Origin of the sequence: Dinoroseobacter shibae DFL 12 = DSM 16493 (genome assembly GCF_000018145.1) — a bacterium.
Taxonomy (GTDB): domain Bacteria; phylum Pseudomonadota; class Alphaproteobacteria; order Rhodobacterales; family Rhodobacteraceae; genus Dinoroseobacter; species Dinoroseobacter shibae.
The window spans coordinates 3,470,782-3,496,977 of record NC_009952.1; the positions used below are offsets into that span (position 1 = coordinate 3,470,782).

Sequence of the window (26,196 nt, forward strand, 5' to 3'; positions counted from 1 at the left end):
TTGGGCACCTCGCTGGCCCGGACCTAGCCGCCCAGCCGCGCCACCGCCCAGCGCGCCGCATCCGCGACGGCGGGGTCCGGGTCGTCGCAGAGCGCCTGCACCGCCGGGCGCAGGGCAGGCGTGGCGGAATTGCCGATGGCGTAGCAGACATTGCGCACGAACCGGTCCCGCCCGATCCGCTTGATCGGCGAGCCTGAGAACCGCGCGCGGAACCCCGCGTCGTCCAGCGCGGCCAACTCCGCAAGCGCAGGCAGGGTCAGGTCATCGCGGGCGTGATACTTCGCCTCCCGCGCCTCAGCCGCGAACTTGTTCCAGGGACAGACCGCGAGGCAATCGTCGCAGCCATAGATCCGGTTGCCCAACCCCGGGCGCAGCGCCTCGTCCACCGGCCCCTTGTGCTCGATCGTCAGGTAGGAAATGCAGCGCCGCGCATCGAGTTGATAGGGGGCCGGAAAGGCGTCCGTCGGGCAGATGTCCAGGCACGCCCGGCACGACCCGCAATGGTCAACTTCGGCGGCGTCCTTCGGCAGATCGACCGTGGTAAACAGCGCCCCCAGGAACACCCAGTTCCCGAACCCGCGCCCCAGAAGGTTCGTATGCTTGCCCTGCCAACCCAACCCCGCCGCCTGCGCCAGGGGCTTTTCCATCACCGGGGCGGTGTCCACGAACACCTTGATCTCGCCCCCCGCCTCGGCCAGAAGCCACCGGCCCAGCGCCTTGAGCTTCTTCTTCAGAACATCGTGGTAATCCCGGTGCCGGGCATAGACGCTGATCAGCCCCCGATCCCGCGCCGCCAGATCCGCCAGCGGGTCGCTGTCCGGCGCGTAGCTCTCGGCCAGCATCACCACCGACCGCGCCTCGGGCCAGAGGCTCGCGGGATCGCCGCGCCAATGCATCCGCTCGGCCATCCAACCCATCTGCCCATGGCGTCCGGCCTCGACGAAGGCCGCCAACCGCCCAGCCGCCTCGGGGATCGCATCCGGCGCACAGATCCCGGCCCCGACAAATCCCAGCCGTGCCGCCTCGGCCTTCAGGTTCGACGCGAGGCCCTCATTCAAAAATCCAGGTCCGCGTAATGGGGCGGCTGGATGAAGCCGGGGATCTGGTCGGCGAGGATCGACCGGAAGGCCGGGCGCGACTTGATCTTGGCATACCAGTCCTTCACCGCCGCGTTCCGGTTCCAGTCGATATCCCGGATGTAATCGAGGCACGAGAAATGCGCCGCCGCCGTGAAATCCGCGATGGTCATCGCATCGCCCGCCAGCCAGCGCCGCTGCTCCAGCAGCCAACCCATGTAGTCGATATGGTACTTGATCTTCTGCGCCCCGGTCTTGATCGCCCGGCTTTCGGGGTAGCCCTGGCCCATGATCTTCTTGTTCACCCGCTCATAGAGCAGGTTCTTCGTCACCTCGTTGTGGAACTTGTCGTCGAACCACATCACCAGCCGCCGCGCCTCGAACCGGTCCTGCGGCGTGCCGGGCAGGAGCGCCGGGGTCGGGTGCAGCTCTTCAAGGTACTCGACGATCGCGTGGCTCTCGGTCAGATGGGTGCCACCCATCTTGAGAACCGGCACCTTGCCCGCCGGGTTGCGACGCAGGAAATCCGCCGACGGTTCCCAGTATTTCTCGTCGACCAGCTCCACTTCGATCTTCTTCTCGGCCAGAACCAGCCGCACCTTGCGGCAGAACGGGGACAACGGAACGTGATAGAGGCGATTCATGGGCGGGCTCGATCCTGTTTGGTCCTTTGTGCCTTGGGTGCGGGGCGGCTTCAATCCTCGAAACAGGCCGACCGCCCATCCCGGCGGATCGTCTCCGCCCCGTCAGCCACGCTGGCGGCCCGGCGTTGCAGGCCCGGGCCCGGCGATCTGGCCGAGCGCGCCTTGGGATTGGGCAGCACCACCGCCAGCGCCGCGGCCTGCCGCAAGCTGACATCGCCCGCCGCAGTCCCGAAGTAATGGGGCGCCGCGGCCCCGACCCCGAACACGCCCGCGTCGAACTCCGCCACGTTGAGATAGACCTCCAGGATGCGGCGCTTGGGCCAGGTCGCCTCCATCACCGGGGTGATCAGCGCCTCCAGCGCCTTGCGCGGCCAGGACCGGCCGTGCCACAAAAACACGTTCTTGACGACCTGCTGGCTGAGGGTGGAGGCCCCGCGATTGCCCCCCGCCTCGATCGCATCGCGGATCGCGGCCATGTCGAAACCCCAGTGGCGGCAGAAATTGGCGTCCTCCGCCGCAACCACCGCCCGGGCCAGATCGGGCGCAATCCGCTCCATCGGCACCCAGTCCTGCTGCACCGCACCAAGGCGGGCGCGCTCGGCCAGAATGTAGGGCGTGGTCGGCGGATCGATCCAGCGATAGGCGACGATCCACGCAAGGCCCAGGCCCACCACCCCCAGCACCCCGCGCAGCACCCATAGCCGCAGACGCGCCCGCCACGACGGCGCAGCGGCCTTCCTGCGGGGTTTGGCCTTGGCTCTGGTCTTTCTGGGCACTGCTCTGTCCGCTTGTGTCACGGGTTGGGGCGCAGCTTACACCGGGCCAGCGCGCCGGGCCAGCGCGGGCGCGCTCACGCGGTCTCCAAAATCGCAGCCATCTCGCGCTTGACCGCCTCGCGCGTCGGGGCGGCCACCTCGAAAATCTCTTCGGCCTTCATCACGTCGAACACGCTGTAGCGGTTCGAACCGGGCTGGATCAGCACTTCGGGCGGGTCCTTGGCCAGCTTGGCGTCCAGCAGCGCCTGCATCATGATCCGCATCGCGCCGGTGGCCACGTCCAGCGGGCCCGGCGGTGTGTCATGCGGCTCCGGCGGCTCCGAGGCCACGTCGATCGCTACCCGCACCAGCCCCTCGGGCAGGCAGTCATAGGGCAGGTTGTTGAGCACCCCGCCATCGATGAAATACCGCCCGTCCAGTTCCATCGGCGCAAAGGCCCCCGGGATCGCCGCCGACGCCGCCAGACGCGGGCGCAGCGCGCCCTCGGTAAAGGCGACGCTTTCGCGCGACACGAGATCCGTCGCCACCACGGTCAGGGGGATCGGCAGGTCCTCCAACCGCTCCGGCAGGCCATGGGGCAGCACCGTCTCGACCGCCGCCAGGGGCGGCACGGGGCTGAAAATGCCCACGCCCGCAGCCTGCCGCGCGGCCCAGAAGGTCCGCACCGAGGCAAAGGGCGCCTCCACCATGTCGAGGATATGGGCCCGCATCTCGGCCCCGGTCATGCCATTGGCATAGGCCGCGCCGATCATTGCCCCCACGGAGGTGCCCGCAATCGCCACGGGCCGCGCGCCCAGCTCGTCCAGCGCCTCCAGCGCCACGATATGCCCGAACCCTGCCGCCCCACCGCCGCTGAGCGCCAGACCGAACCCGGCCATTATCCCAGCCCGGTTTCGGCGGCGATCTGCGCGCGGGACTTGCGCGCGCGCTCGGTCGCGGATTTCAACTGCCCGCAGGCGGCCATGATATCCTCGCCCCGAGGGGTGCGGATCGGGCTGGCATACCCGGCCTTGTAGATGATGTCGGCAAACGCCCGGATGCGGTTGTTCGAGGACCGCTCATAAGGCGCGCCGGGCCACTCGTTGAACGGGATCAGGTTGATCTTGGCCGGAATGCCCTTGATCAGCTCGACCAGCCGCCGCGCATCCTCGTCACTGTCATTGACGCCCTTGAGCATGACGTATTCGAACGTGATCCGCTCGGAATTGCTGGCCTTGGGATAGTCCCGCAGCGCGTCGAGCAGGGTGGCAATGTTCCAGCGCTTGTTGATCGGGACCAGCTTGTCGCGCACCTCGTCCGTGGTCGCATGGAACGACACCGCCAGCATGCAGCCGATCTCTTCGGCGGTCCGGGCGATTTCGGGCACCACGCCCGAGGTCGAGAGCGTGATCCGCCGACGGCTCAGGCTGATGCCCTCGGGGTCCATGGCGATCTTCATCGCGTCGCGCACTGCCTCGAAATTGTAAAGCGGCTCACCCATCCCCATCAGGACGATATTGGACAAAAGCCGGGTCTCGTTCTTGGGGTTCCGCCCCGGCAGGGGCCACTCGCCCAGATCGTCGCGCGCGATCATGATCTGGCCGACGATCTCGCCCGCGGTCAGGTTGCGCACCAGTTTTTGCGTGCCCGTGTGGCAGAACGAACAGGTCAGGGTGCAGCCCACCTGGGACGAGACACACAGCGTGCCGCGATCCTCCTCGGGGATATAGACGACCTCCACCTCGTGCCCGCCCGCGATCCGCACCAGGTACTTGCGCGTCCCGTCCTCCGAGACATGGCGGCTGACGACCTCCGGCACGGCGATCTCGAACTGATCGGCCAGCAGGGCGCGGTAGGGCTTGGCGAGGTTCGTCATGTCGTTGAAATCGCGCACGCCGCGTTCATAAAGCCATTGCCAGATCTGATTGACCCGCATCTTGACCTGCTTTTCGGGCGTGCCCGCCGCTGCCAGCGCCTCGGCCAGTTCGGGCCGGGTCAGGCCCACGAGATTGCGCTTGCCCCCCTCCGGCAGCTTGCGCGGAAAGGTGACGACATCCTGCGTGATCGGCGACGTGGCGGACATGGGCATGCTCGATAAACTTGGGAAAGCCCGGGACATATAGCACGCACCCCGGCTTGAAAACACCCTTTGGCGTCCCGGCACGGCCGTTAACCAATCCAGGACAATTCCATGGCATTTTCCATGAATTCTGCGCAAATGCTACAGAATCTCCGGACTGCCCCCATGCCAAGAAAGTATCGAGTATGTTGAGACCTGTTCTTTCAGCCTGTGCGCTGACCTTCCTCGCCTCCGCCGCCTCCGCCGCCGTCCTCGACTTCGAGACAGGGTTTTCCGGCAACAAGACCGCCATCACCGGCACCGAGTTCCAGGCCAGCTCCGGCGTGAGCTTCTCCAGCCCCAATGGCCTCTACATCGTCAAGGTGGGCGGCAAGACAGACGGCTTCGTGCCCTTCGACAGGCCGAACCCGGCGGACGCCTTCGGCGACTATTTCCTGACCTCGGATTTCGGCACCGTGACCGCCCTGACCATCGATTTCGCCGAGGCGGTGCTGGCCACCTCCTTCGACGTGGCCGATATCGACGGGCGCGGCAACAACCTCGAGGTCTTTACCTTCATCGCGCGGGACGCCACCGGCAATGCCCTCGCCACGCAGACCGTGACCGGCCAGGACGCCAATGCCGGCAACCGGGCCGTGACCCGGATCGGGTTCAGCGGCCTGGGCAGCCTGATTTCGCAAATCGAGATCACGGGCACCACCTTCGGGGGCACCCGCAAGATCGGCATCGCCTTCGACAACTTCAACACCACCGTGAACACCCTGCAAGAGCCGTCGCCCGTGCCGCTGCCCGCCGGTGCGCCGCTCGCCCTGCTGGGACTCGGCGCGCTCGGCCTGCTGCGCGCCCGCCGCAAGGCCGCCTAGACCCCCGCGCCCCGCGCCCGCCGCGGGGCGGTCAGCTTCATGTCCGGTGTGGCCAGACGCTCCGCCGGACCGGCCCAGGCATAGGCCAACAGGCACGGGTCGCGATCGCCAGTCGTGATCCGATGCTCGTGGCCGGACGTGTTCAAGATCAGCGATCCGGGCGCAAAGACCGCCGCGTTGTTCTCCGACCAGGCGCCGGAGACCGAGGTATAGCTTTCCTCGATGTCGTGATGGCTGTGCTGCGGATAGGTCGTATTCGGCGCGAACAGCACGAAGCCCAGGGTCAGGGTCGTCCCCTGCACCGGCCCCCGCGGCCCCAAGACCTCGCAATAGGCGTATTTCTGCGCCAGCGCCTTGGGCACCTTCTCATACCCGTATTCCCAGGTCAGGTCGTCCTTCACTTCCCGCAGGGCCCGCACCATCCCCTGCATCGCGGCCCGCTCCCCGAGGTCCAGCGCCCGGGCGAAATGGGCCACCACGGGCTTGGTCTCCCGCGGGCGGTCGACCATCGCCGGATTGGCCGCCAAAACGGCCGACAGCCGGTCGCGCACCCGCTTGCGATGACTGCGGATCGCGGGGCTGCCCCCGGCAGAGCCATAGCGGTAGAGCGCGTCGAACTCCCGCAACAGGTACACCCAGTTGGGGCAATCCATCAGCCGCAGGGCCGATGCCTCGGCGGGCGTCTCGGGGTTTGGCAGGTCCGGCATGGCGATGTCTCTCGGTCACGACTGCGTTCCGCCAGCCGATAGCCCCGCGGTCCACGCGATGCAACGCATCAGCGGCCGCCCGGGGACGAAACCGACATGCGGGTCTTCAATCGCGGGCCGCTGGCCCATATTGCGCTCTGGTTGCAAGGGGGGCAGGCATGGAAGATCGGATCAGGCTCATCGGCCTCGGCGATATGGGGTGGCCCATGGCTGCGTGCCTGGCCAAGGCCGAGGCGCGTCCGCGTCTCTGGACCCGCAACCCCCGGAGTGCCGCCGGCACCCACGCCAGTCGCGTGCTCTTGCAGGCGTTCAGTCTATCGAGGCCAAGGCAGAGAAATGGTCCGCGAAGATTTCATCGCGATCATCGACATGCGCTGCGCCCGTCCCGCACCTTGAATCACAGGCCCCGGGCATGACGAGGATCAAGCGGCTCGCCAGGGCAGGCTCAGCCGGCGCAGCGCGCCTCCGCCTCTTCGAGCGCCGCGGTGAACCCAAGCAGGCTGAACGTGTCGCGGGTCGTGGTGCCCGAGCGTTCGGACACGCCGGTCACGACCGCCTCGGCCCCGCGCTTCATCGCGGTGATCACCTTGGCGTCGTCCTCGGCGGAGGCAGGCCACGCATTGCCGCCTTCGGTGAAGAACTCGAAGGTGGAACTGCCGATCTCGACCGTCACGGTGGAGCCTTCGCGGAAATCGTAACCGCCCTTGAAGGACACCTCACCCGCGACATTCTCGGACGGGCGATAAGCAACGAACATCAGGATATCGCCCCGGTTCACGGCCACAGGCCGCCCGTCCCGGGTGTTCACCGTCTCCTTGGGGATCGATACGCTCCAGCATTCGCGCGGGTCGCTTTCGACGAAAACATTCCAATCCGTCTTCACCGCCACCCGGTTGTCGGACACGTCCTGCGCATTGGCCCCCGGTACGGCGAATGCCGCCAAGGCCAGTCCCAGAACACCCACTGCCATCCGTTTCATCGTCGCTGCCTCCAACGTCTTGCCGCCTTCCGGGCCTTGCCCCGCGTCTCGGGACCTGTCGCTGCACGAAGCCCCGGTCCGGCACCTCGCCCTGTTGCAGAGAAACTAACTCCCCCCATGGCGCAGGCAAAGACCTTTCCAGTCAAAACCTCGGCAAAACCCCGCCTGCGCCTATGTCACGTTCTGCCACGGGTTGGAAGCGTTGACCGCGCAGGCAGGGCACTTTCCCGCCCGAAAGCGGTGCCCAACGCGCACCGCCTGCGCCCTGGACTGGCGGATTTTACGCGTTCTTAAGGGTTCTGCGGCATCCTCGGGGCGCGCTGTCCTGCCCGGCGCCACATGTCGGGACGATGCGCGCCCCGCTGCCACCATGATGCGAGGGACCAATGACCAAAGGTCTTGTGACTGCCCTGTGCCTGTCCGCTGCGACGGCGCTCCTGCCCCTTTCGGCCGGCGCGCAGGATCTCGTCGTGTCGCCCGACGCGGGCTGGGCCGAACGGATCGGCGCCATCTTGCGCAGCCGTGAGGTCGACCTGTCCACGTCCTTTCGACTGTTCAATCCCGAACGGCTCCATCCCGAACCGGCGGAGCGCGCGGTCGAAAAGGCAACCTGGGATGTCATGATCACGAGAAGCAGCCGGGACCTGCCCAGCCCCGCCTCCGAGGGCTGGATCGCCGGGCTGATCCTGCGGTTCTAGGGCCGGGTCCGCGGTCAGGTCGTCGCGAAATCCGCCCGGCTGTAACCCTGCAGGAACAGCAGCGCGCTGAGATCGCCGAAATTGATCCGCCGGTCGCATTCCGCGGCCACCACTGGCTTGGCGTGGAGCGCCACGCCCGCCCCCGCCCGGCCCAGCATCCCCAGATCATTGGCGCCGTCGCCCACGGCCATCACATCCGCCTCCGAAATCCCCAGCCGCGCGGTGATCTCCTCCAGGGCCGCGACCTTCGCCGCCCGACCCAGGATCGGCTCGATCACCCGGCCGGTCAGCACCCCGTCCACGATCTCCAGCGTGTTGGCGCGATTCTCGTCGAACCCCAACAGGGCCGCCACCCGCGCTGTGAACGCCGTGAACCCGCCCGAGACCAGCGCCGCATAGGCCCCGTCCCGCTTCATCGTCGCCACCAGCGCCCGCCCCCCCGGCATCAGATCGATCCGCGTCTCCAGAACCCGGTCGATCACCGCCGCATCCAGCCCGGCCAGCAGCCCGACCCGCTCCCGCAGTGCACCCTCGAAATCCAGCTCGCCATTCATCGCGCGCGCGGTGATTTCGGCGACGCGCGGCCCGACCCCGGCCTCATCGGCCAACTCGTCGATACACTCCTGCCGGATCATGGTGCTGTCCATATCGGCCAGCAGCATCGCCTTGCGCCGCCCCGCCGCGGGCTGCACCACCAGATCGACGCGCTGGCCCTGCAAGTCCGCCCAAACCTGCCACAGGTTGCCGGGCACCTCCTGCAGCGGAAACTCCGCCGCCTCCCCCGCGGCCAACCACCGCGCATCGCCCCCGCCCCAGGCATCGCGCAGGGCGGTGACCATCGCCTCCTCCAGCGCGGGCGCGGCAGGATCGGTCAGCAGGGTGGCAACGAACATCGGGGCAGCTCCATTCCGGTTTGGCGCGCATAAACCACGACCCGCGCCCGCGCGCCAGTCCGTCCGCACCCAGTTTCCGATCCGAAACAGTCTCCCCTGTAACGCCCGGAATTGCGACGCAATCGCCGCATTTTCCGGCTTGCCGCCCCCCGGCACCGCCGCTTATACGCGTCCCCGGGACACCCTTCCCCAACGAAGGGCAGATATCTGGAAGGATACCAGACATGGCACTCGACGCTCCGGTCACGCGGCCGGCAAACCCGCGTTTTTCCTCTGGCCCCTGCGCCAAACCCCCCACATGGACCCTCGATACGCTCGGCGACGCCGCCCTTGGCCGGTCGCACCGCGCCACTGTCGGCAAGGACAAGCTGAAAGCCGCGATCGAGACCACGCGCGAGGTGCTGGGCGTGCCTGCCGATTACAAGATCGGCATCGTGCCCGCCTCCGACACCGGCGCCTACGAGATGGCGATGTGGTCCCTGCTCGGCGAACGCCCGGTGGAAATGCTCGCCTGGGAAAGCTTCGGGTCCGGCTGGGTCACCGACGCGATCAAGCAGCTCAAACTGGACGCCACCACCCGCACCGCAGAGTACGGCGAGATCGTCGACCTGGCCGCGGTCGATTTCGACAAGGACGTGTGCTTCACCTGGAACGGCACGACCTCGGGCGTGCGCGTCCCCGATGGCGACTGGATCCCCGCCGACCGCGCGGGCCTGACGCTCTGCGACGCGACCTCGGCGGCCTTCGCCATGGATCTGGCCTGGGACAAGCTCGATGCCACCACCTTCAGCTGGCAGAAGGTGCTGGGCGGCGAGGCCGCACACGGCATCCTGATCCTGTCCCCCCGCGCCGTCGCGCGCCTGGAATCCTACACACCGCCCTGGCCTTTGCCCAAGATCTTCCGCCTGACCAAGGGCGGCAAGCTGATCGACGGGATCTTCCGGGGCGAGACGATCAACACGCCCTCGATGCTCTGTGTCGAGGATTACCTCTTCGCGCTCGACTGGGCGAAATCCGTGGGCGGCCTGCCGGGCCTGATCGCGCGGGCCGAGGCGAACACCGCCGCCATCGCGGCCTTCGTGGCGGCTAACGACTGGATCGACTTCCTGGCGGCGGACCCGGCGACACGCTCGACCACCTCGGTCTGCCTGAAATTCACCGACGACCGGATCGCGGACGGGGCGGCGTTCGCCAAGGCCGTGGCCAAGCGGCTGGAGGCCGAGGGCATCGCCTTTGACATCGGCGCCTATCGCGACGCCCCTCCGGGCCTGCGCATCTGGTGCGGCGGCACGGTGGAGACATCGGATGTCGAGGCCCTGCTGCCCTGGCTCTCCTGGGCCTTCGAGGCCGAGATCGCCGCGCAACTGGCCGAAGCCTGAGCGCATGCCGGGGTGAACCCCGGCCTACCCCCCGAACAGATCCGGTCCGGCCAGTCTCGGCCGGGCTATTCCTGACAATTTTACGAGGCATACAAAGGTCCGACACATGGCCGACGCCGATCCGACCTGCCTCAGACCCCAAAAAAGGAGCCCGAAATGGCGCCCAAAGTACTCGTCTCCGACAAGCTCTCGGAAACCGCCGTTCAGATTTTCCGCGACCGCGGCATCGAGGTCGATTTCGAACCGTCCCTCGGCAAGGACAAGGACAAGCTCGCGGAAGTCATTGGAAAATATGACGGTCTGGCCATCCGCTCGGCCACCAAGGTCACCGAGAAGCTGCTGGCCCATGCCGACAACCTCAAGGTCGTGGGCCGCGCCGGGATCGGCACCGACAACGTGGACAAGGTCGCCGCCTCCAAGAAGGGCGTGATCGTGATGAACACCCCCTTCGGCAACATGATCACCACCGCCGAACACGCCATCGCGATGATGTTCGCCGTCGCCCGCCAGATCCCCGAGGCCAGCGCGTCGACCCATGCGGGCAAGTGGGAGAAGTCGAAATTCATGGGGGTCGAGTTGACCGCCAAGACCCTGGGCGTGATCGGCGCGGGCAATATCGGCGGTATCGTCTGCGAACGCGCCCTGGGCTTGAAGATGAAGGTCATCGCCTATGATCCCTTCCTGTCCGAAGAACGCGCCGACAAGCTTGGGGTGGAAAAGGTCGATCTCGACACCCTGCTGGCGCGGGCCGATTTCATCACGCTGCACGTGCCGCTCACGGACCAGACCCGCAACATCCTGAGCCGCGAGGCGCTGGAGAAGACCAAGAAGGGCGTGCGTATCATCAACTGCGCGCGCGGCGGGCTGGTGGACGAACAGGCGCTCGCGGATCTTCTGAAATCCGGTCATGTGGCCGGAGCCGCCTTCGACGTCTTCGCCGAGGAACCCGCGACCGAGAACCCGCTTTTCGGCCTGCCCAACGTGGTCTGCACCCCGCATCTGGGCGCCTCCACCACCGAGGCGCAGGAAAACGTGGCCCTGCAGGTGGCCGAGCAGATGTCGAACTACCTGCTCAGCGGGGCGGTGGAAAACGCGCTCAACATGCCGTCGGTGACCGCCGAGGAAGCCAAGACCATGGGGCCTTGGGTCAAACTGGCGGGCCATCTCGGCACCTTCGTGGGCCAGCTGACCGACGAGCCCATCGACAGCATCGAGATCCTCTACAACGGCACGGTCGCCAAGATGAACCTCGAGGCGCTGAACTGCGCCGTGATCGCGGGCATCATGCAGGCCACGAACCCGGACGTGAACATGGTTTCCGCCCCGGTAATCGCCAAGGAACGCGGCATCGGTCTGTCGACCACCACCCAGGACAAGTCCGGCGTGTTCGACGGCTACGTCAAGCTGACGGTCAAGACCGACCAGCGGACCCGGTCCATCGCGGGCACGGTGTTCTCCGATGGCAAGCCGCGCTTCATCCAGATCAAGGGCATCAATATCGACGCCGAGATCGGCGAGCACATGCTCTACACCACCAACAAGGACACGCCGGGCATGATCGGCACCCTGGGGGGGATCCTGGGTGAGAACCAGGTCAACATCGCGAACTTCACCCTCGGCCGGAACGAGACCAACGGCGACGCCATCGCCATGCTCTATCTCGACGCCCCCCTGCCGCGGGACGTGCAGGACAAGCTGATCGCGACCGGCCTGTTCCAGCAGGTGCGCCCCCTGCAATTCAACGTCGCCTGAGCGTGACAAATCCGCGACCGGCCCAGGGCGGGCCGGTCGCCCCTCGGAGAGAGCATGCGCCTCTACATTCTCGGCGATATCCACGGACAACTCGACCAGCTCCGCCGGGCCCACCGGCTGATTGCCGAGGACAAGGCGCGCGTGGCCGACCCGGAGGCGCCCGTCGTCCATCTGGGCGACCTGGTGGATCGCGGCCCGGACAGTCGCGGCGTGCTCGACCACCTGATCGCCGGGCGTGCGGCCGGCGCGCCCTGGATCGTGCTCAAGGGCAACCATGACCGCATGTTCGCCCGCTTCGCCCGCAATGGGCTGGCCCATGACACCAACGTGAAATCCGGCAAGAGCTGGCTGCACCCGTTGCTGGGCGGGACGGCGACGCTGGCCTCCTACGGGATCGCCGCCGAGGACGGCGATTTCGCGCCCGCGGCCGAAGCCGCCGCCCGCACCGTGCCGGAGGCCCATCTGAACTTCCTCGAAAGCCTGCCCTTGTGGTTCGAAGCCCCCGGCCTGCTCTGCGTGCATGCGGGCATCCGCCCCGGTCGCGCGCTGACCGCCCAGGATACCGAGGATCTGCTCTGGATCCGGGAGCCTTTTCTGTCCGACGTGCGTTCCCATGGACGGCTGGTGGTGCATGGGCATACCGCGCTCGATGCACCCACCCATTTCGGCAATCGGGTCGATCTCGATGGTGGCGCAGGCTATGGCCGCCCGCTGGTCCCGGCGGTATTCGAAGGCCCCCATGCCGCGATCCTGACCGAGACCGGACGCCGCCCGCTCACCCCGGCCTGAGTCCGGTCCATGGTCAGGGCCGGTTGCGCGTCTGCCACAGACGCCGCGCGGCCCAGACCGCGGTCCCGCCGAAAAACGCGCTGGCGATCAGCACCACCTCGACCCAGGCGATCCCGCCAAATCCCCGCGTCAGCAAGGCAAACCCCATCAACCCCAGCCCGAACAGGCTGAAGCCGAGCCGGAACCACAGCTCCCCCCGCGTTGGCCCGAACTTGCTCATCCGCGCCAACCCGCCGCGTCCGCCCCGAAGGACCGCGCCGCACCCCTGATCTGCCCTGTCATGGCCCCTCCCTCCCGAACTGCCCGGCCATCCTTGCCCAAATGCACAGGCCCGGCCACCGCGAACTCACCGGCATCGACAGCGCCCCGGAACCCGTGCCATGCCCCGGGCGTTGCCGTCGCAAAAGGAGCCCTCCCATGATTCGCCCCCTCGTCGCCGCCCTCTGCCTCGCCCTGCCTGCGCCTCAGATCACCTGGGCCGAACAGGTCGGCAATGTGGACGTGGACTGGATCGGCAACGACATCATCATCGAGGCCATCGCCGACCCCGAGGTCACGGGCGTCACCTGCCATATCGCCTATTTCGAACGGGGGCTGATCGACCGGATTTCCAAGGGCAACTGGTTCGAGGACCCGTCGAACGCCTCCATCGCCTGCCGCCAGACCGGCCCGATCACCATCGGCGAGATCGATCGCAGCGACGAGGGTGAGGACGTGTTCAACGAACGCCGCTCCATCGTGCTGAAATCCCTGCGGATCAAGCGGATCTTCGACGAGACCAACCAGACCCTGATCTATGTCGCCCACGCCCGCGAGCTGACCGACGGGTCGGCGAAAATGGCGATCTCCACCGTGCCGCTCTATCAACCCTAGGGCGCGCTCAGGCGCATGGTGTCGCCGGGCTGCAGTTTCGGCGTCAGGGTGACCACTTCGGACGAGGTCGCGCCCTCCATCCGCGCCACGATCATGTCGGCGGCGGTGCGCCCGATCTCCCGGCGGCAACTGTCGATCGTGGCCAGGGTCACCGGCAAACCGCGCAGCAATTCGACCCCGTTGAACCCGGCCATGCCGAAGCTGCCGGGAATATCCATGCCCTTCTCGGTACAATAGAGCAATCCGCCCGCCCCGATCAGGTCGTTGGAGTAATAGAGGAAATCGAGGTCGGGCGTCCGCTCCAGCATGGCGGCGGTCAACTCGCGGCCCTTGGCCAGCGCCGAGCCGCCCTCGTAGAATTCCCAATCGGCGAGTTCCACACCGCCCTTGGCGAGCGCTTCGACGAACCCCTCGTAGCGTTTGCGCGCCCGGTGATCCAAGGCCATCTTGGTGCCCATGAAGCCGATCCGCCGGTAGCCCGCCTCCAGGATCGCCTCGCCCATCTCGCGGCCCGCGCGACGATGGGAAATCCCCACGGCGCAATCGGTCGGATTGCCATCCGTATCCATGATCTCGACCACCGGGATGCCGGAGTTGCGCAGCATCGCGCGCGCGGCCTCCGTATGCTCCAGCCCGGCGATGATCACGCCCGAGGGACGCCAGGACAGCATCTCGTAGAGGACCTTCTCTTCCTTCTCGGGCAGGTAGTCGGTGATGCCGACCACGGGCTGCAACTCGGTCTCTTCCAGCACGCTGGAAATGCCGCCCATCACCTCCGGAAACACCATGTTGGACATGGACGGGATGATCACCGCCACCAGATTCACCCGGTTCGAGGCCAGCGCGCCGGCGATCTTGTTGGGCACGTAGCCCAGGGCGCGCGCGGCCTCCTGCACCTTGGCGCGCGTCGCGTCCGAGACATCGCCGCGATTGCGCAGCACCCGGCTCACGGTCATCTCGCTCACCCCGGAGGCTTCCGACACGTCCCGCAGGGTCAGGGGGCGTCGCGCAGGGGGGGCGGAAACGTCGTTCATCGAGGGGCTCCTGAAACTGGCGGCAGGTCACATCCATCCGCGGGCCGCCGCACGCAAACCCGGAGATGCCCATAGCTTACGTTAGCGGTCACAATTCTGGCAAGGGGACCATAGGGTCACGCCGGGCTGTGCGGGCGGGTGCGGCGTTAACCAAGGTTACCCGGTTTTCATGAAGCTTTCCAAAACCTTGTGGTTTCGCATGCGAAACCCTCGGGTTTTTTGCAATGAATTCAGTCGAAGCGCCCCGGGTCCGGCGCAACCCCCACCGGGCGCCTCAATTCATCCGGGCTTTCAGCGCGGCGAATTTGTTACCGAGATGGGCCGACAACAGCTGCCCGAGCAGCGGGCCGTCCCGTGCCTCCAGCGCGGTGATGATGCCTTCGTGCTCGGCCACGGCCTGGGCCCAGCGCGCATCCGAGATATTCGCAAGGAATCGCGCGCGCTTCACCCTTGAACCAAGCACCCTGTGATGCTGGGACAGAACCTCGTTGCCCGCCGCCTCGAGGATGCCGTCGTGGATATCCTGGTTCGCCTTGAAATAGGCCTGCCGGTTGCGCGTTGCGAAACACGCCATCATGTCGTCGTGGCGGGTGCGGATATGGGCGATCTGGGCGTCGCTTCCATGGGCGCAGGCCAGCTCCCCGGCAAGCCGCTCCAACGCCGCGATCACCGGGAAGGTCTCTTCGAGCTCCTCCATCGTGACCGTGGACACCCAGGCGCCCCGGTTCGGCTCCAGCACCGCGAGCCCCTCGTTGGCGAGCACCTTGAGCGCTTCGCGCATCGGCGTGCGCGACACACCGAAGCTCTGGCACAGCTCCTTCTCGGGGATCTTGGTGCCCGGCTCCAGGCTGCCCTCGATGATCAGCTCGCGGACCCGGTCCACCAGTTCCGCATGCAGCGACGGGCGGGCGATCGGCTTGGCAAGGTTCATCTCAGGCTCCCTTTCCACCGGCATCGAGCGCCATCTCCAGGATCCGGGCGACATGGATCGCCTCCCGCGCGGCGCCGTCCTTGATCTGGTGGCGGCAAGAGGTGCCATCGGCCACCACCAGCGCGTCCTGCGCCGCGGCCCGCACCGCGGGCAACAGGTCCAGCTCGGCCATCTTGAGGGAGGTTTCTACCGTATCCTTGCCATATCCAAAAGCCCCGGCCATGCCGCAGCAGCTGGTCTCGACCACCGACACCTCCGCCTGCGGGATCATCGCCAGCGTCTTCTGGACATCCGGCATCACGTTATGGGCCTTCTGGTGGCAATGCCCGTGCAGCAGGATGGGTCGGCCGAGGGGTTTCAGCGGCAGGGCGATTTCGTTGCGAACGAGATACTCCTCCAGCATCAGCGCGTGCTGGGCCACGAGATCGGCCTCCGGGCCGGGCACCAGCACCGGCCATTCGTCCCGCAGGGTCAGGAGCGACGAGGGCTCCAGCCCGACGATGGGCACCCCCTTCTCGGCATGGGGGACGAGGGCCTTGAGCGCCCGGCGGGCGGAGGCGCGCGCCTCCTCCACCAGCCCCACGGCGAGGTATGTCCGCCCGCAATCGAGCGGATCCTTGCCGTCGGCGGGCCGGACCACGGCCACCCGCAGCCCCGCCGCCCGCAGCACCCGGCCCGCGGCGCGCAGGTTCTCCGGCTCGAAGTAGCGGTTGAAGATATCCGCCCAGAGCACCACGTCCGGGTCGGCGTCCTGGAACTCCGTGTCGAGAAACGGGTCATTGGACCAGGCCGGCAATTTGCGGCTTGCCGCGAACCCGGTCAGGCGCTCGGTCAGCTTCGCCGCCCCGGGCAGCCAGTTGCGGGCATTGGCGAGCCAGGGCAGTTTCGCGGCGAACGGGGCATACGCGGGCATGTAACCCACCAGCTTGTCGTGGAAGGACAGCCCGTGTTTCTCGGCCCGGGCGGCCAGCACCTCGATCTTCATCTTGGCCATGTCCACGCCGGTCGGACATTCGCGCTTGCAGCCCTTGCAGGACACGCACAGTTTCATGGCCGAGACCATGTCGTCGGATGCAAAGGCATCCGGCCCGAGCTGCCCCGAGATCGCCAGCCTGAGGGAGTTGGCCCGCCCGCGCACAACGTCCCGCTCGTTCCGGGTCACCCGGTAGGAGGGGCACATCACCCCGCCCTTCAGCTTGCGGCAGGCGCCGTTGTTGTTGCACATCTCTACCGCGCCCTGGAACCCGCCCCCGGCCCCGGGCCATGCGGACCAGTCAAGCGCGGTTTTCATCGGTTTCACGGTGTAGTCGGGCCCGTAGCGAAAGAGCCGCCGGTCATCCATCTTGGGCGGCTGGACGATCTTTCCGGGGTTGAAGAGGCGGTTGGGGTCGAAGCGGTCCTTCACCTCATTGAAGCTGGCGACCATCTGCGGGCCGAACATCTTCTCGTGGAATTCGCTGCGCACGATGCCGTCGCCGTGTTCGCCGGAATGGGAGCCCTTGTAATGGGCGACAAGGTCGAAGCACTCTTCCGCGATGGCGCGCATGGTCTTGACGTCCTTGTCGAGCTTCATGTTCAGCACCGGCCGGACATGGAGGCAGCCGACCGAGGCATGGGCATACCAGGTGCCCTTGGTGCCGTGTTTCTCGAAGATCTCGGTCAGCCCGGCAGTATAAGCGGCGAGATCCGGCAGCTCCACCGCGCAATCCTCGACAAAGGAGACCGGTTTGCCCTCGGATTTCATCGACATCATGATGTTGAGGCCCGATTTGCGCACCTCGCCGATGTCGTTCTGGAGCTTCAAATCGGTCACGGCGACCGAACCGCCCCAGTGCTTGCCGCTGCGGTCGAAGCCGAAGCCGAGCGCGGCCATTTTGTCTGACAATTCTTCGAGTTTCGCCGCGTTCGCCGCATCGGAGCCTTCGGCAAATTCCACGAGCAGCAGCGCCGCCGGGTCGCCCTGCACAAATTGACTGATTGTCTGACGAAACATCGGGATGTCGCGGGCAAGCGCGATCATCGTGTCGTCCACAAGCTCCACCGCGGCCGGTTTCAGCGGGACGAGATGTTGTGCCGCGTCCATCGCGGCATGGAAGGTCGGGAAATGGCAGGCCCCGGTGACCTTGGTCGATTGCAGGGGCGACAGTTTCAACTCGATGGCGGTGAAATAGCCCAGCGTGCCTTCGGAGCCGACCAGCAGGTGGGCCATGTTGTTGCGCGCATGATCCGGGGTCAGGGCGTCGATGTTGTAGCCGCCCACGCGCCGGATGATGTTGGGAAAGCGCGCGGCGATCTCGGCCTGTTCCCGCGCGCCCAGTGCCAGCATTTCGGAGATCAGGGCCGAGGTGGGGTCGTTGCCGAGAACGCCGTTGCGATCCACCGGGCCGAAGGTGGTGCGGGTGCCGTCCGCGAGGATCGCTTCGATCGACAGCACGTTGTCGCGCATGGTTCCGTAGCGCAGGGACCGCCCCCCGCAGGAGTTGTTGGCGGCCATCCCGCCGATGGTGGCGCGGGAGGCGGTGGAGACATCCACGGGAAACCACAACCCGTGGGGCTTCAACGCGCGGTTCAGCTCGTCCAGCACGATGCCCGGTTGCACGACGCAGCGCCGGTTTGCCACGTCCAGATCGAGGATCCGGTTGAAATACTTGGAATTGTCGAGGACCAGGGAATGGTTGACCGTCTGGCCGCATTGGGACGTGCCGCCCCCGCGCGGCAGGACCGAGGCGCCCAATTCGCGCGCTGCCCCCAGCGCGGTTTCGATGTCGTCCAGGGATTTTGGGACCACCGCGCCGAGCGGGGTCATCTGATAGATGGACGCGTCTGTCGCATAGCGCCCGCGCGAGAAGGCGTCGAAGAGCAGCTCGCCCTCGATCTTCCCGGCGAGGCGCGAGGCCAGTGGCGATTTCTCCATCATTCCCATGCGTGTCCCCTACAGCGTGATACGGAAAAATTGCAGTTGACTGAATTATGAATTCATTATTGTGTATGCACAACGAAAAAAGACTCCCCTGTCCGAGCAGGGGCCGACAACCGGAGGAGACCGACCCCATGCGCAAGGCTGGCCGCCATTTCCTGCAGATCCCTGGGCCCAGCGCGGTTCCGGACCGGATCTTGCGGGCGATTTCCATGCAGACGATCGACCATCGCGGGCCAGACTTTGCAGATGTAGGGCAGAAGGCCCTCAAGGGCATGAAAACGATCTTCCGCACGGACCAGAACGTCTTCATCTTCCCGTCTTCGGGGACGGGCGCGTGGGAAGCGGCACTGGTGAACACCATGTCGCCGGGCGATACGGTTCTGATGTACGAGACTGGCCATTTCGCCACACTGTGGCAGAAGATGGCCAAGAAAATCGGCCTGAACCCGGTGTTCATCGAAGGCGACTGGCGCGGCGGGGCGGACCCGCAGGCGATCGAGGACGCGCTGCGCAAGGACACGGACCACGAGATCAAAGCGGTTTGCGTGGTCCATAACGAGACCTCCACCGGGTCGGTCTCACCGATTGCGGAGGTGCGCGCGGCGATGGATGCCACGGGGCATCCCGCCTTGTTGATGGTCGATTCGATTTCCGGGCTCGCCTCGGTGCCGTTCGAGTTCGATGCCTGGGGCGTCGATGTCTGCGTGTCAGGGTCGCAAAAGGGTCTGATGCTGCCGCCGGGGCTGAGCTTCAACGCGGTATCCGACAAGGCGCTGGAGGTGGCGAAGTCGGCCAAGATGCAGCGCAGCTACTGGGACTGGCTGGACATGGTCGGGCCGAACGCGACGGGGTATTTCCCCTACACGCCGGGGACGAACCTGCTCTACGGGTTGAATGAAGCGGTGGACATGCTTCACGAGGAGGGGCTGGAGAATGTCTTCGAGCGGCACCGTCGCCACGGGGCTGCGACCCGCGCGGCCGTGCGCGCCTGGGGGCTGGAGGTGCTCTGCGCCCGGCAGGGGCAGGAAAGCGGTGTGTTGACGGCGGTGATGATGCCGGAGGGGCATTCGGCGGATGCGTTCCGCGCGACCACGCTGGCGCATTACGACATCTCGCTCGGCAACGGGCTGAGCAAGGTTGCCGACAAGGTATTCCGCATCGGGCATCTGGGCGATTTCAACGATCTGATGCTGATGGCGACGCTGTCGGGGGTGGAGATGGGGCTGGCCAAGGCAGGCGTGCCGCATGAGAGCGGCGGCGTGCAGGCGGCGATGGATCACTTGAAGACCCATGAGGCGGTAAAGGTGGCCGCCGAGTAAGACAATCTGACGATCAGACAAAAAGGGAGGAAATTCTGATGAAACTCAAGACCGTACTGCTGGGGGCCGTGGCCGCCTGTGTCACGCCGGCGATTGCCAGCGCCGAGATGGTGCTGCGTTTCGGCCATGTGGGGGCGCCCGGGTCGCTGTTCGAGGCATCGGTGAACGCCTTTGCCGAATGTGCCAACGGCAAGCTCGGCGATGCGGCCGAGGTGCAGACGTTTGGCGCGAGCCAGCTCGGCAATGACCGCGAGATGCTGCAGAAGCTGAAGCTGGGTCAGGTGCACATGTCGCTGCCGTCCTCGGTGATGTCCTCGGTGGCGCCGGAGTTCGGCATCTTCGAGATGCCCTACATCATCCGTGACCGCGAGCACATGAAGCGCGTGCAGGCCGAACTGGGCGACACGTTCCAAGAGGCCGCGCTTGGCCAAGGCTACCGGATCATCGGCTACATGGAGAACGGGTTTCGGCACATCACCAACAATGTGCGCCCGATCAACACGCCCGAAGACCTGGCCGGTGTGAAGCTGCGCACGCCGAATGGCGAATGGCGGGTGAAGATGTTCCAGGAATACGGCGCGAACCCGACGCCGATGTCCTTCTCGGAGGTGTTCACCGCGCTCCAGACCAAGGTCATCGACGGGCAGGAGAACCCCTATGCCCAGATTGCATCCGCCAAGTTCCAGGAAGTGCAGAGCTATCTGTCGATCACTGGCCATGTCTACACCCCGGCTTATGTGCTGGTGGCGGAGAATCAGTGGCAGTCCTGGCCCGAGGATGTGCGCGCGGCGCTGGAATCCTGCGGGACCGAGACTCAGGACACGGTGTATGAGATCGCCGCGAACCTGGAGACCGAACTGCTCGACGTGATCAAGGCGGCTGGTGTGGAAGTGAACGAAGCCGACAAGGCGGCGTTCGTGGCGGCCTCCACCCCGATCTATGACGCCTTCGCGGCACAGGTCGAGGGTGCTGCCGAAATGATCGAAACGGTGCAGTCCCTGGCCGAAGGCTCCTGAGGCTTCCCGCGGGTCGCCTCAAGGGGCGGCCCGCCTGAACGATCCTTCGCACAGATTGATCGCGTGCCCGGTGCTCTTCGGCGCCCCGGGCAGGCTTTGCCCTACGACATGGAATCCCTCACATGCTCGCCATGTTCCGAAAGGTCCTCGAGACCGCCCTGGAATGGTTCGTCATCTTCCTGATGGTGTTTCTGACCGTCATCGTCATCGTCGCGGTTCTGTGGCGTCTCGCCGGGTCCAGTTTCAGCTGGTACGACGAGGTCGCCGCGATCCTGCTGGCCTGGATCACCTATTACGGGGCGGCGCTGGCCGCGTTGCGCCGCCGCCATATCGGGTTCGACTCGGTGCTTCTGTCGATCCCCATGCCCGCGCGGATGTGGGCGGTGGCCCTTGCCGAGGCGGTCACGGCGGGCTTTTTCCTGTTGCTGGCCTGGGCCGGGTTCACGGTGCTGACGGTGATGACCGGCATGAACCTGATCTCGCTGACCTGGGTGCCGATCACCTTCACCCAATCGGTCATTCCCATCGGCGCGGTGCTGTTCCTGATCTGCCAGGCGCTGAGCCTGCCGGAGTATTGGGCCAAATGCGCGGCCGGTATCTCGCTGGAACATGCGGAGATCGAAGAAGAGGTCGAGCAGGAAATGAAGAAAGCGGGGAACGCCTGATGCTGATGTTTGGTATTTTCGTGGCGATGGTGGCGATGATCTGCCTGAACATCCCCATCGCCGTGGCCCTCGCCGTGTCGGCCATCCTCGGCCTGCTGGTGATGGAGGGGACCAGTTCGCTCGTGACCGTGGCGCTCGACATGTATAACGGGTCCACCAAGTTCTCGCTGATCGCGATCCCGATGTTCGTGCTCGCGGGCGCGATCATGAACGCGGGCGGCATCACCGACCGGCTGATCAACTTCGTCACCTGCATCATCGGCTTCGTTCGGGGCGGCCTAGCCCATGTGAATATCGGCGTGTCGCTGTTCTTTGCGGAAATCTCCGGCTCGGCGGTGGCGGATGTGGCGGCCATGGGGTCGGTCATGATCCCGCAGATGAAAAAGCGCGGCTATTCCGGCGCGTTCTCGGCGGCGGTGACGTCGTCCTCGGCGTCGCTGGCGATCATCATTCCACCCTCGATCCCGATGATCCTCTATGCGACCTCGGCCAATGTCTCGGTCGAGCAGCTGTTCGTGGCGGGCATCGTGCCGGGCCTGATGGGGGCGGCCGGGTTGATGGGCGTGGCCTATGTCTTTGCCCGCCGCTACGACCTGCCGCGCGAAGAGGCTTTCTCGGGCCGTCGCCTTTGGGAGACGTTCATCGACGCACTGCCGACCTTCGCGCTGCCGGTGATCATCCTCGGTGGCATCTTCGGCGGGTTCGTGACCGCAACGGAGGCCGCCGGTCTGGCCGTGCTCGCGGCGATCCTCGTCAGCCTTTATTACCGACAGGTCAATCTTGGGCGGCTCAAGAGCGCGATGCTCGACGGCGGGATGCAGACCGCAGTCGTGATGGTGCTGGTCGCCGCGTCGGTGGTGATGGGCGGGTTCCTGACCCGCGCGCAGGTCCCTCAGGAGATTGCCCAGAACATCCTGGAGATCACCGACAACAAGTGGGTGATCCTGCTGATCCTGAACTTCTTCTTCCTGATCATCGGGTTCTTCCTGCATTCAGCGGCGGCCATCATCCTGGTGGTGCCGATCGTGATCCCGTTGATCGTGGCGGCGGATATCAACCCGATCCATTTCGGGCTGGTGGTGACGCTGAACCTCGCCATCGGGCAGCAGACGCCGCCGGTGGCGTCGGTCCTGATCACCGCCTGCGCGGTGGCGCGGGCCAACATCTGGGAAGTGTCCAAGGTCAATATCTGGTTCATCCTGGTGCTGCTGACGGTCTTGCTGATGTGTACCTACATCCCGTCGATCCCGCTGTTCCTGGTGGAGTATTTCTACGGATGACCGAGCTTGTGACAGAGACCCGGAACGGCACCCTGTGGGTGTCGTTCAACCGCCCCGAGGCGCGCAATGCGTTGACCTTCGGGATGTATGAAGGGCTGGCCGAACTGTGCCAGTCGGTGCCCACCGATGGGTCGGTGCGGGCAGTGGTGATCAAGGGCAATGGCGGCAAGGCCTTTGCCGCCGGGACGGACATGACCCAGTTCCGGGCCTTCGAGACAGCCGAGGACGCCCGGAGGTACGAAGGGCGGATCGAGGCGGTTCTGACCGCGGTGGAGACCTGCCCCCTGCCGACGATTGCCGCGATCCATGGGGCTTGTACCGGGGGGGGCGCATCCATCGCGGCGGTCTGCGACCTGCGGATCACCAGCGGATCCTTGAAATTCGGCTTCCCGATTGCGCGGACGCTGGGCAATTGCCTGGCGGCTGCAAACCTGGCGCGGCTCTCGGCGCTGATGGGCGCAGGCCGGGTGCGTGAGATGATCTTCACCGCGCGGCTGATGGGGGCCGAGGAGGCGTTGTCGGTGGGTCTCGTGTCCGAGGTTCTGGAGGATGAAGCGGCGGTATTGGCGCGGGCCGAAGAGTTGGCCGCACAGGTCGGTGGCATGGCCCCCCTGACCCTGCGCGCGACCAAGGAGGCCATGCGCCGACTCCAAGCCGTGCAGTCCGCCGAGGACGGCGACCTGATCGAGATGTGCTACATGAGCGCCGATTTCCGCGAGGGGATGGAGGCGTTTCTGGGCAAGCGCAAACCGAGTTGGAGCGGGACATGACCGAACAAGCTCAAGGCCCCCTCAAAGGCATGAAGGTGATCGAACTGGCGCATATCATGGCCGGGCCGGTCTGCGGCATGATGCTGGCCGATATGGGCGCGGATGTGATCAAGGTCGAAAAGCCCGATGGCGATGACAGTCGGCGTTTCCTGCCCCCCGACATCAACGGCGAGTCCGCGGCTTACATGATGATGAACCGGGGCAAGCGGGGGATTTCCCTGAACCTCAAGGACCCGGACGCGGTGGAGGTTCTGCACGCCCTTCTGCGCGATGCCGATGTGGTGATCGAGAATTACCGCATGGGCACGATGGAAAAGCTCGGCCTCGGCTACGAGACCCTGCGCAAGGAAAACCCGCGCCTGATCTATTGCGAGATCTCGGGGTTTGGGCGCACGGGGCCCTATGCCCATCGCGGGGGGTTTGATTTGATCGCGCAGGGCATGTCGGGGCTGATGTCGATCACCGGCGAGGGTCCGGGGCGGCCCCCGGTGAAGCCCGGCGCACCGATCTCGGACATCACCAGCGGGATCGTGGCCGCGATGGGGGTCAACGCGGCCTATGCCCATGCCCTGCGGACCGGACAGGGGCAGAGGGTGGACACCAGCCTCTTCGAAGCGGCGATCACCCAGACCTATTGGCAATCGGCGATTGCCTTTGCCACGGGGACCGCGCCGGAGCCCGAAGGCTCCGCCCATCCGATCAACGCGCCCTACCAGGCGTTTCACACCGCCGATGGCTGGATCAATATCGGGGCGGCGAACCAGAAGAACTGGTTGCGGCTGCTGGAGGTTCTGGAGGCGGATGAGTTGCGCGACGACCCGCGCTTTGCCACCAACCGGGACCGCCGAGTGAACCTGTCTGAATTGGTCCCGCTCCTGGAGGCGCATTTCGAGACCCGGACCACGCAGGATTGGCTGGTGCGGATGGAGGAGGCGGGGCTACCCGCGGGGCCGGTCCTGACAGTGCCGGAGATGCATGCGGACCCCCAGGCCCGCGCCCGGGAGATGATCGTCGAGACCGAGCATCCGGTGGCCGGGCGGGTGCAGGCGCTGGGCCTGCCGGTGAAATTTTCCGAAACCCCCGGTGCGGTGCAGCGGCCGGCGCCGCTGCTCGGTCAACACAGCCGCGCGGTCCTCGCGGACCTGGGCTATGACGCTGACGCGGTCGCCCGGCTAATCGCTTCGGGGGCCGTGATCTGCCCGGACGGCAGCGCGCAAGCGCGCGCCTCCTGATCAGTGTCGGCCAGAGGGTTGCCCAACCGGCCGCCGGGCCGCTATGACGTGCCGGACGGCCCCGTGGCTCAACTGGATAGAGCAATCCCCTCCTAAGGGATAGGTTGCAGGTTCAAGTCCTGCCGGGGTCACCACGCCTTCCCCAGGCTTTCCGAAATCAGGCATGGCTGCTGCGGCAGCGGCACGGTCGCTTGGGCTGTGCGGGATAGCTATGGCCGGGGTGGCGGATTGCGCGCTCTTGCCCTCGCGACTTTGGTCGCGGAAGCGCGTATGCCTGCCCGCGCAACTGGTTATCGAGGAGGGAGGACCCCCATGCCATTGGATCAAGACATCGTCATTCTCGACGGCGCCCGCACGGCGATCGGCACGTTCGGCGGCAGCCTCGCGGGCACGGCCCCGATTACGCTGGGGGCCACGGTGGCCAAGGCCGCGCTGGAGCGGTCCGGGGTGGAAGGCGCGCAGATCGGTCATGTGGTCTTCGGACATGTGATCAATACCGAGCCGCGCGACATGTATCTGTCGCGGGTCGCCGCGATGGAGGCCGGGATCCCCGACACGACACCGGCGATGAACGTCAACCGGCTGTGCGGCTCCGGGGCGCAGGCGCTGGTCTCGGTGATCCAGTCGCTGATGTTGGGCGATGCGCAGTTCGGACTGGCCGGCGGGGCCGAGAGCATGAGTCGGTCGCCCTATGCGATGCCGGTCGCCCGCTGGGGCCAGAAGATGGGCGATGCCACGGCGATGGACATGATGCTGGGGGCTTTGAACTGCCCCTTCGGCACCGGGCACATGGGGGTGACCGCCGAGAATGTCGCCGCCGAGCATGGTATCGGCCGTGCAGACCAGGACGCCTTCGCCTTGGAAAGCCAGGCCCGCGCTGCCCGCGCCCAGGAAGCCGGGCATTTCAACAGCCAGATCGTGCCGGTGCCGGTCAAGGTGAAGCGCGACATGGTGGATTTCGTGCGCGACGAGCATCCCAAGCCCACCACGGCGGAGGCACTGGCCGGTCTGCGCACGGTGTTCCAGAAGGACGGCACGGTCACGGCGGGCAATGCGTCGGGAATCAATGACGGGGCGGCGGCGCTGGTTCTGGCACGCGCCTCGGCGGCCGAGAGCGCCGGGTTGAAGCCGCGCGCGCGGATCCTCGGCTATGCCCATGCCGGGGTGCGGCCCGAGGTGATGGGTATCGGCCCGGTGCCCGCGGTGCAGGCCCTGCTGGCCAAGACCGACCTGAGCGTCTCGGATTTCGATGTGATCGAGAGCAACGAGGCCTTCGCGGCCCAGGCGCTGGCGGTCAACAAGGGGCTTGGCCTCGATCCGGCGAAGGTGAACCCCAATGGCGGGGCGATTGCGCTTGGCCATCCCGTGGGCGCCACCGGCGCGATCATCGCCCTCAAGGCGCTCTACGAGTTGGAGCGTATCGGCGGTAAACGCGCCCTCGTGACCATGTGCATCGGAGGCGGGCAGGGAATCGCCCTCGCATTCGAAGCGCTTTAAGCGGAGATTCACCAATTGAGGCCAGTGTCGGGCCAGGACGTGCC

25 protein-coding genes and 1 tRNA gene are annotated in these 26,196 nt (G+C 66.2%); 14 read left to right on the forward strand and 12 right to left on the reverse strand.

The annotated features are described in order from the left end of the window. Nucleotides 1-23: 23 nt before the first annotated feature. From queG to rlmN, 5 genes are all read right to left on the reverse strand, one after another. Complete coding sequence (gene queG / locus DSHI_RS16760) at nt 24-1,058, reverse strand: tRNA epoxyqueuosine(34) reductase QueG (RefSeq protein WP_012179967.1); 1,035 nt, start codon at nt 1,056-1,058, stop codon at nt 24-26. Continuing rightward, nucleotides 1,055-1,720 (reverse strand): FtsZ-binding protein FzlA, encoded by a 666-nt coding sequence (gene fzlA, locus DSHI_RS16765; protein WP_012179968.1) that lies wholly within the window; start codon nt 1,718-1,720, stop codon nt 1,055-1,057. The genes queG and fzlA overlap by 4 nt, the downstream gene beginning before the upstream one ends. 50 nt (nt 1,721-1,770) lie before the next feature. Beyond that, complete coding sequence (gene mtgA, locus DSHI_RS16770; RefSeq protein ID WP_044028090.1) at nt 1,771-2,496, reverse strand: monofunctional biosynthetic peptidoglycan transglycosylase; 726 nt, start codon at nt 2,494-2,496, stop codon at nt 1,771-1,773. 74 nt (nt 2,497-2,570) lie between these two features. Next, nucleotides 2,571-3,374, reverse strand: a complete 804-nt coding sequence (locus DSHI_RS16775; protein ID WP_012179970.1) for a patatin-like phospholipase family protein — start codon at nt 3,372-3,374, stop codon at nt 2,571-2,573. Continuing rightward, nucleotides 3,374-4,558, reverse strand: a complete 1,185-nt coding sequence (rlmN, locus tag DSHI_RS16780; RefSeq protein WP_044029070.1) for a dual-specificity RNA methyltransferase RlmN — start codon at nt 4,556-4,558, stop codon at nt 3,374-3,376. The genes DSHI_RS16775 and rlmN overlap by 1 nt, the downstream gene beginning before the upstream one ends. Nucleotides 4,559-4,740: 182 nt before the next feature. Between rlmN and DSHI_RS16785 the strand changes: the two genes are divergently transcribed. Further along, nucleotides 4,741-5,418 (forward strand): hypothetical protein, encoded by a 678-nt coding sequence (locus DSHI_RS16785; protein WP_012179972.1) that lies wholly within the window; start codon nt 4,741-4,743, stop codon nt 5,416-5,418. Here the strand turns inward: DSHI_RS16785 and DSHI_RS16790 are convergent. Together DSHI_RS16790 and DSHI_RS16795 are read right to left on the reverse strand one after the other, a co-directional pair. Continuing rightward, nucleotides 5,415-6,125 carry a dimethylsulfonioproprionate lyase family protein gene (locus DSHI_RS16790; protein ID WP_012179973.1) on the reverse strand — a complete coding sequence of 237 codons (711 nt, stop codon included), beginning with the start codon at nt 6,123-6,125 and terminating at the stop codon, nt 5,415-5,417. The genes DSHI_RS16785 and DSHI_RS16790 overlap by 4 nt on opposite strands. 445 nt (nt 6,126-6,570) lie before the next feature. After that, nucleotides 6,571-7,104, reverse strand: coding sequence for an invasion associated locus B family protein (locus DSHI_RS16795; protein WP_012179974.1), 534 nt, complete (start codon nt 7,102-7,104; stop codon nt 6,571-6,573). A 386-nt stretch (nt 7,105-7,490) separates the two neighbouring features. Here DSHI_RS16795 and DSHI_RS16800 point away from each other — a divergent pair, with 386 nt between their 5' ends. Continuing rightward, the gene (locus DSHI_RS16800) at nt 7,491-7,802 is read left to right on the forward strand and encodes a hypothetical protein (RefSeq protein WP_012179975.1); all 312 of its coding nucleotides are present in this window, start codon (nt 7,491-7,493) and stop codon (nt 7,800-7,802) included. 14 nt (nt 7,803-7,816) lie between these two features. On the opposite strand, the gene serB is transcribed toward DSHI_RS16800, so the two are convergent. After that, entirely contained in the window at nt 7,817-8,695 is an 879-nt protein-coding gene (serB, locus tag DSHI_RS16805; RefSeq protein ID WP_012179976.1) for a phosphoserine phosphatase SerB, read from the reverse strand. Between the two features lie 224 nt (nt 8,696-8,919). Between serB and DSHI_RS16810 the strand changes: the two genes are divergently transcribed. The 3 genes from DSHI_RS16810 to DSHI_RS16820 all read left to right on the forward strand — a co-directional run bounded on the left by DSHI_RS16810 (nt 8,920) and on the right by DSHI_RS16820 (nt 12,615). Continuing rightward, nucleotides 8,920-10,074, forward strand: a complete 1,155-nt coding sequence (locus tag DSHI_RS16810) for a phosphoserine transaminase (protein WP_012179977.1) — start codon at nt 8,920-8,922, stop codon at nt 10,072-10,074. Between the two features lie 156 nt (nt 10,075-10,230). Next, a complete protein-coding gene (gene serA / locus DSHI_RS16815; RefSeq protein WP_012179978.1) occupies nt 10,231-11,826 on the forward strand; it encodes a phosphoglycerate dehydrogenase in 1,596 nt (531 codons plus the stop codon). A gap of 54 nt (nt 11,827-11,880) precedes the next feature. Beyond that, a complete protein-coding gene (locus tag DSHI_RS16820) occupies nt 11,881-12,615 on the forward strand; it encodes a metallophosphoesterase (RefSeq protein WP_012179979.1) in 735 nt (244 codons plus the stop codon). 13 nt (nt 12,616-12,628) lie between these two features. On the opposite strand, the gene DSHI_RS16825 is transcribed toward DSHI_RS16820, so the two are convergent. Beyond that, nucleotides 12,629-12,835, reverse strand: a complete 207-nt coding sequence (locus DSHI_RS16825; RefSeq protein WP_012179980.1) for a hypothetical protein — start codon at nt 12,833-12,835, stop codon at nt 12,629-12,631. Nucleotides 12,836-13,032: 197 nt separating this feature from the next. Here DSHI_RS16825 and DSHI_RS16830 point away from each other — a divergent pair, with 197 nt between their 5' ends. Further along, nucleotides 13,033-13,488: a CreA family protein gene (locus tag DSHI_RS16830; protein WP_012179981.1), complete on the forward strand. Its 456-nt coding sequence runs from the start codon at nt 13,033-13,035 to the stop codon at nt 13,486-13,488. Here the strand turns inward: DSHI_RS16830 and DSHI_RS16835 are convergent. The 3 genes from DSHI_RS16835 to DSHI_RS16845 all read right to left on the reverse strand — a co-directional run bounded on the left by DSHI_RS16835 (nt 13,485) and on the right by DSHI_RS16845 (nt 18,376). After that, the gene (locus DSHI_RS16835) at nt 13,485-14,522 is read right to left on the reverse strand and encodes a LacI family DNA-binding transcriptional regulator (protein ID WP_012179982.1); all 1,038 of its coding nucleotides are present in this window, start codon (nt 14,520-14,522) and stop codon (nt 13,485-13,487) included. The two genes, DSHI_RS16830 and DSHI_RS16835, sit on opposite strands and share 4 nt — an antisense overlap. 274 nt (nt 14,523-14,796) lie before the next feature. Next, nucleotides 14,797-15,453, reverse strand: coding sequence for a GntR family transcriptional regulator (locus DSHI_RS16840; protein ID WP_044028093.1), 657 nt, complete (start codon nt 15,451-15,453; stop codon nt 14,797-14,799). Between the two features lies 1 nt (nt 15,454). Beyond that, complete coding sequence (locus DSHI_RS16845; protein ID WP_012179984.1) at nt 15,455-18,376, reverse strand: FAD-binding and (Fe-S)-binding domain-containing protein; 2,922 nt, start codon at nt 18,374-18,376, stop codon at nt 15,455-15,457. Between the two features lie 128 nt (nt 18,377-18,504). Here DSHI_RS16845 and DSHI_RS16850 point away from each other — a divergent pair, with 128 nt between their 5' ends. From DSHI_RS16850 to DSHI_RS16885, 8 genes are all read left to right on the forward strand, one after another. Continuing rightward, complete coding sequence (locus DSHI_RS16850; protein WP_044028095.1) at nt 18,505-19,692, forward strand: pyridoxal-phosphate-dependent aminotransferase family protein; 1,188 nt, start codon at nt 18,505-18,507, stop codon at nt 19,690-19,692. 38 nt (nt 19,693-19,730) lie between these two features. Continuing rightward, on the forward strand, nt 19,731-20,708 hold the full coding sequence (locus tag DSHI_RS16855) for a TRAP transporter substrate-binding protein (protein WP_012179986.1): 978 nt from the start codon (nt 19,731-19,733) through the stop codon (nt 20,706-20,708). 122 nt (nt 20,709-20,830) lie between these two features. Continuing rightward, the gene (locus DSHI_RS16860; RefSeq protein WP_012179987.1) at nt 20,831-21,373 is read left to right on the forward strand and encodes a TRAP transporter small permease; all 543 of its coding nucleotides are present in this window, start codon (nt 20,831-20,833) and stop codon (nt 21,371-21,373) included. Beyond that, the gene (locus tag DSHI_RS16865; protein WP_012179988.1) at nt 21,373-22,653 is read left to right on the forward strand and encodes a TRAP transporter large permease; all 1,281 of its coding nucleotides are present in this window, start codon (nt 21,373-21,375) and stop codon (nt 22,651-22,653) included. Before DSHI_RS16860 ends, DSHI_RS16865 begins: the two co-directional genes overlap by 1 nt. Beyond that, nucleotides 22,650-23,423, forward strand: a complete 774-nt coding sequence (locus DSHI_RS16870) for an enoyl-CoA hydratase/isomerase family protein (RefSeq protein WP_012179989.1) — start codon at nt 22,650-22,652, stop codon at nt 23,421-23,423. The genes DSHI_RS16865 and DSHI_RS16870 overlap by 4 nt, the downstream gene beginning before the upstream one ends. Further along, nucleotides 23,420-24,655, forward strand: coding sequence for a CaiB/BaiF CoA transferase family protein (locus DSHI_RS16875; RefSeq protein WP_012179990.1), 1,236 nt, complete (start codon nt 23,420-23,422; stop codon nt 24,653-24,655). The genes DSHI_RS16870 and DSHI_RS16875 overlap by 4 nt, the downstream gene beginning before the upstream one ends. Nucleotides 24,656-24,712: 57 nt before the next feature. Continuing rightward, nucleotides 24,713-24,789, forward strand: a tRNA-Arg gene (locus DSHI_RS16880). A gap of 178 nt (nt 24,790-24,967) precedes the next feature. Further along, a complete protein-coding gene (locus DSHI_RS16885; RefSeq protein WP_012179991.1) occupies nt 24,968-26,152 on the forward strand; it encodes an acetyl-CoA C-acyltransferase family protein in 1,185 nt (394 codons plus the stop codon). The last annotated feature ends 44 nt before the right edge of the window (nt 26,153-26,196 follow it).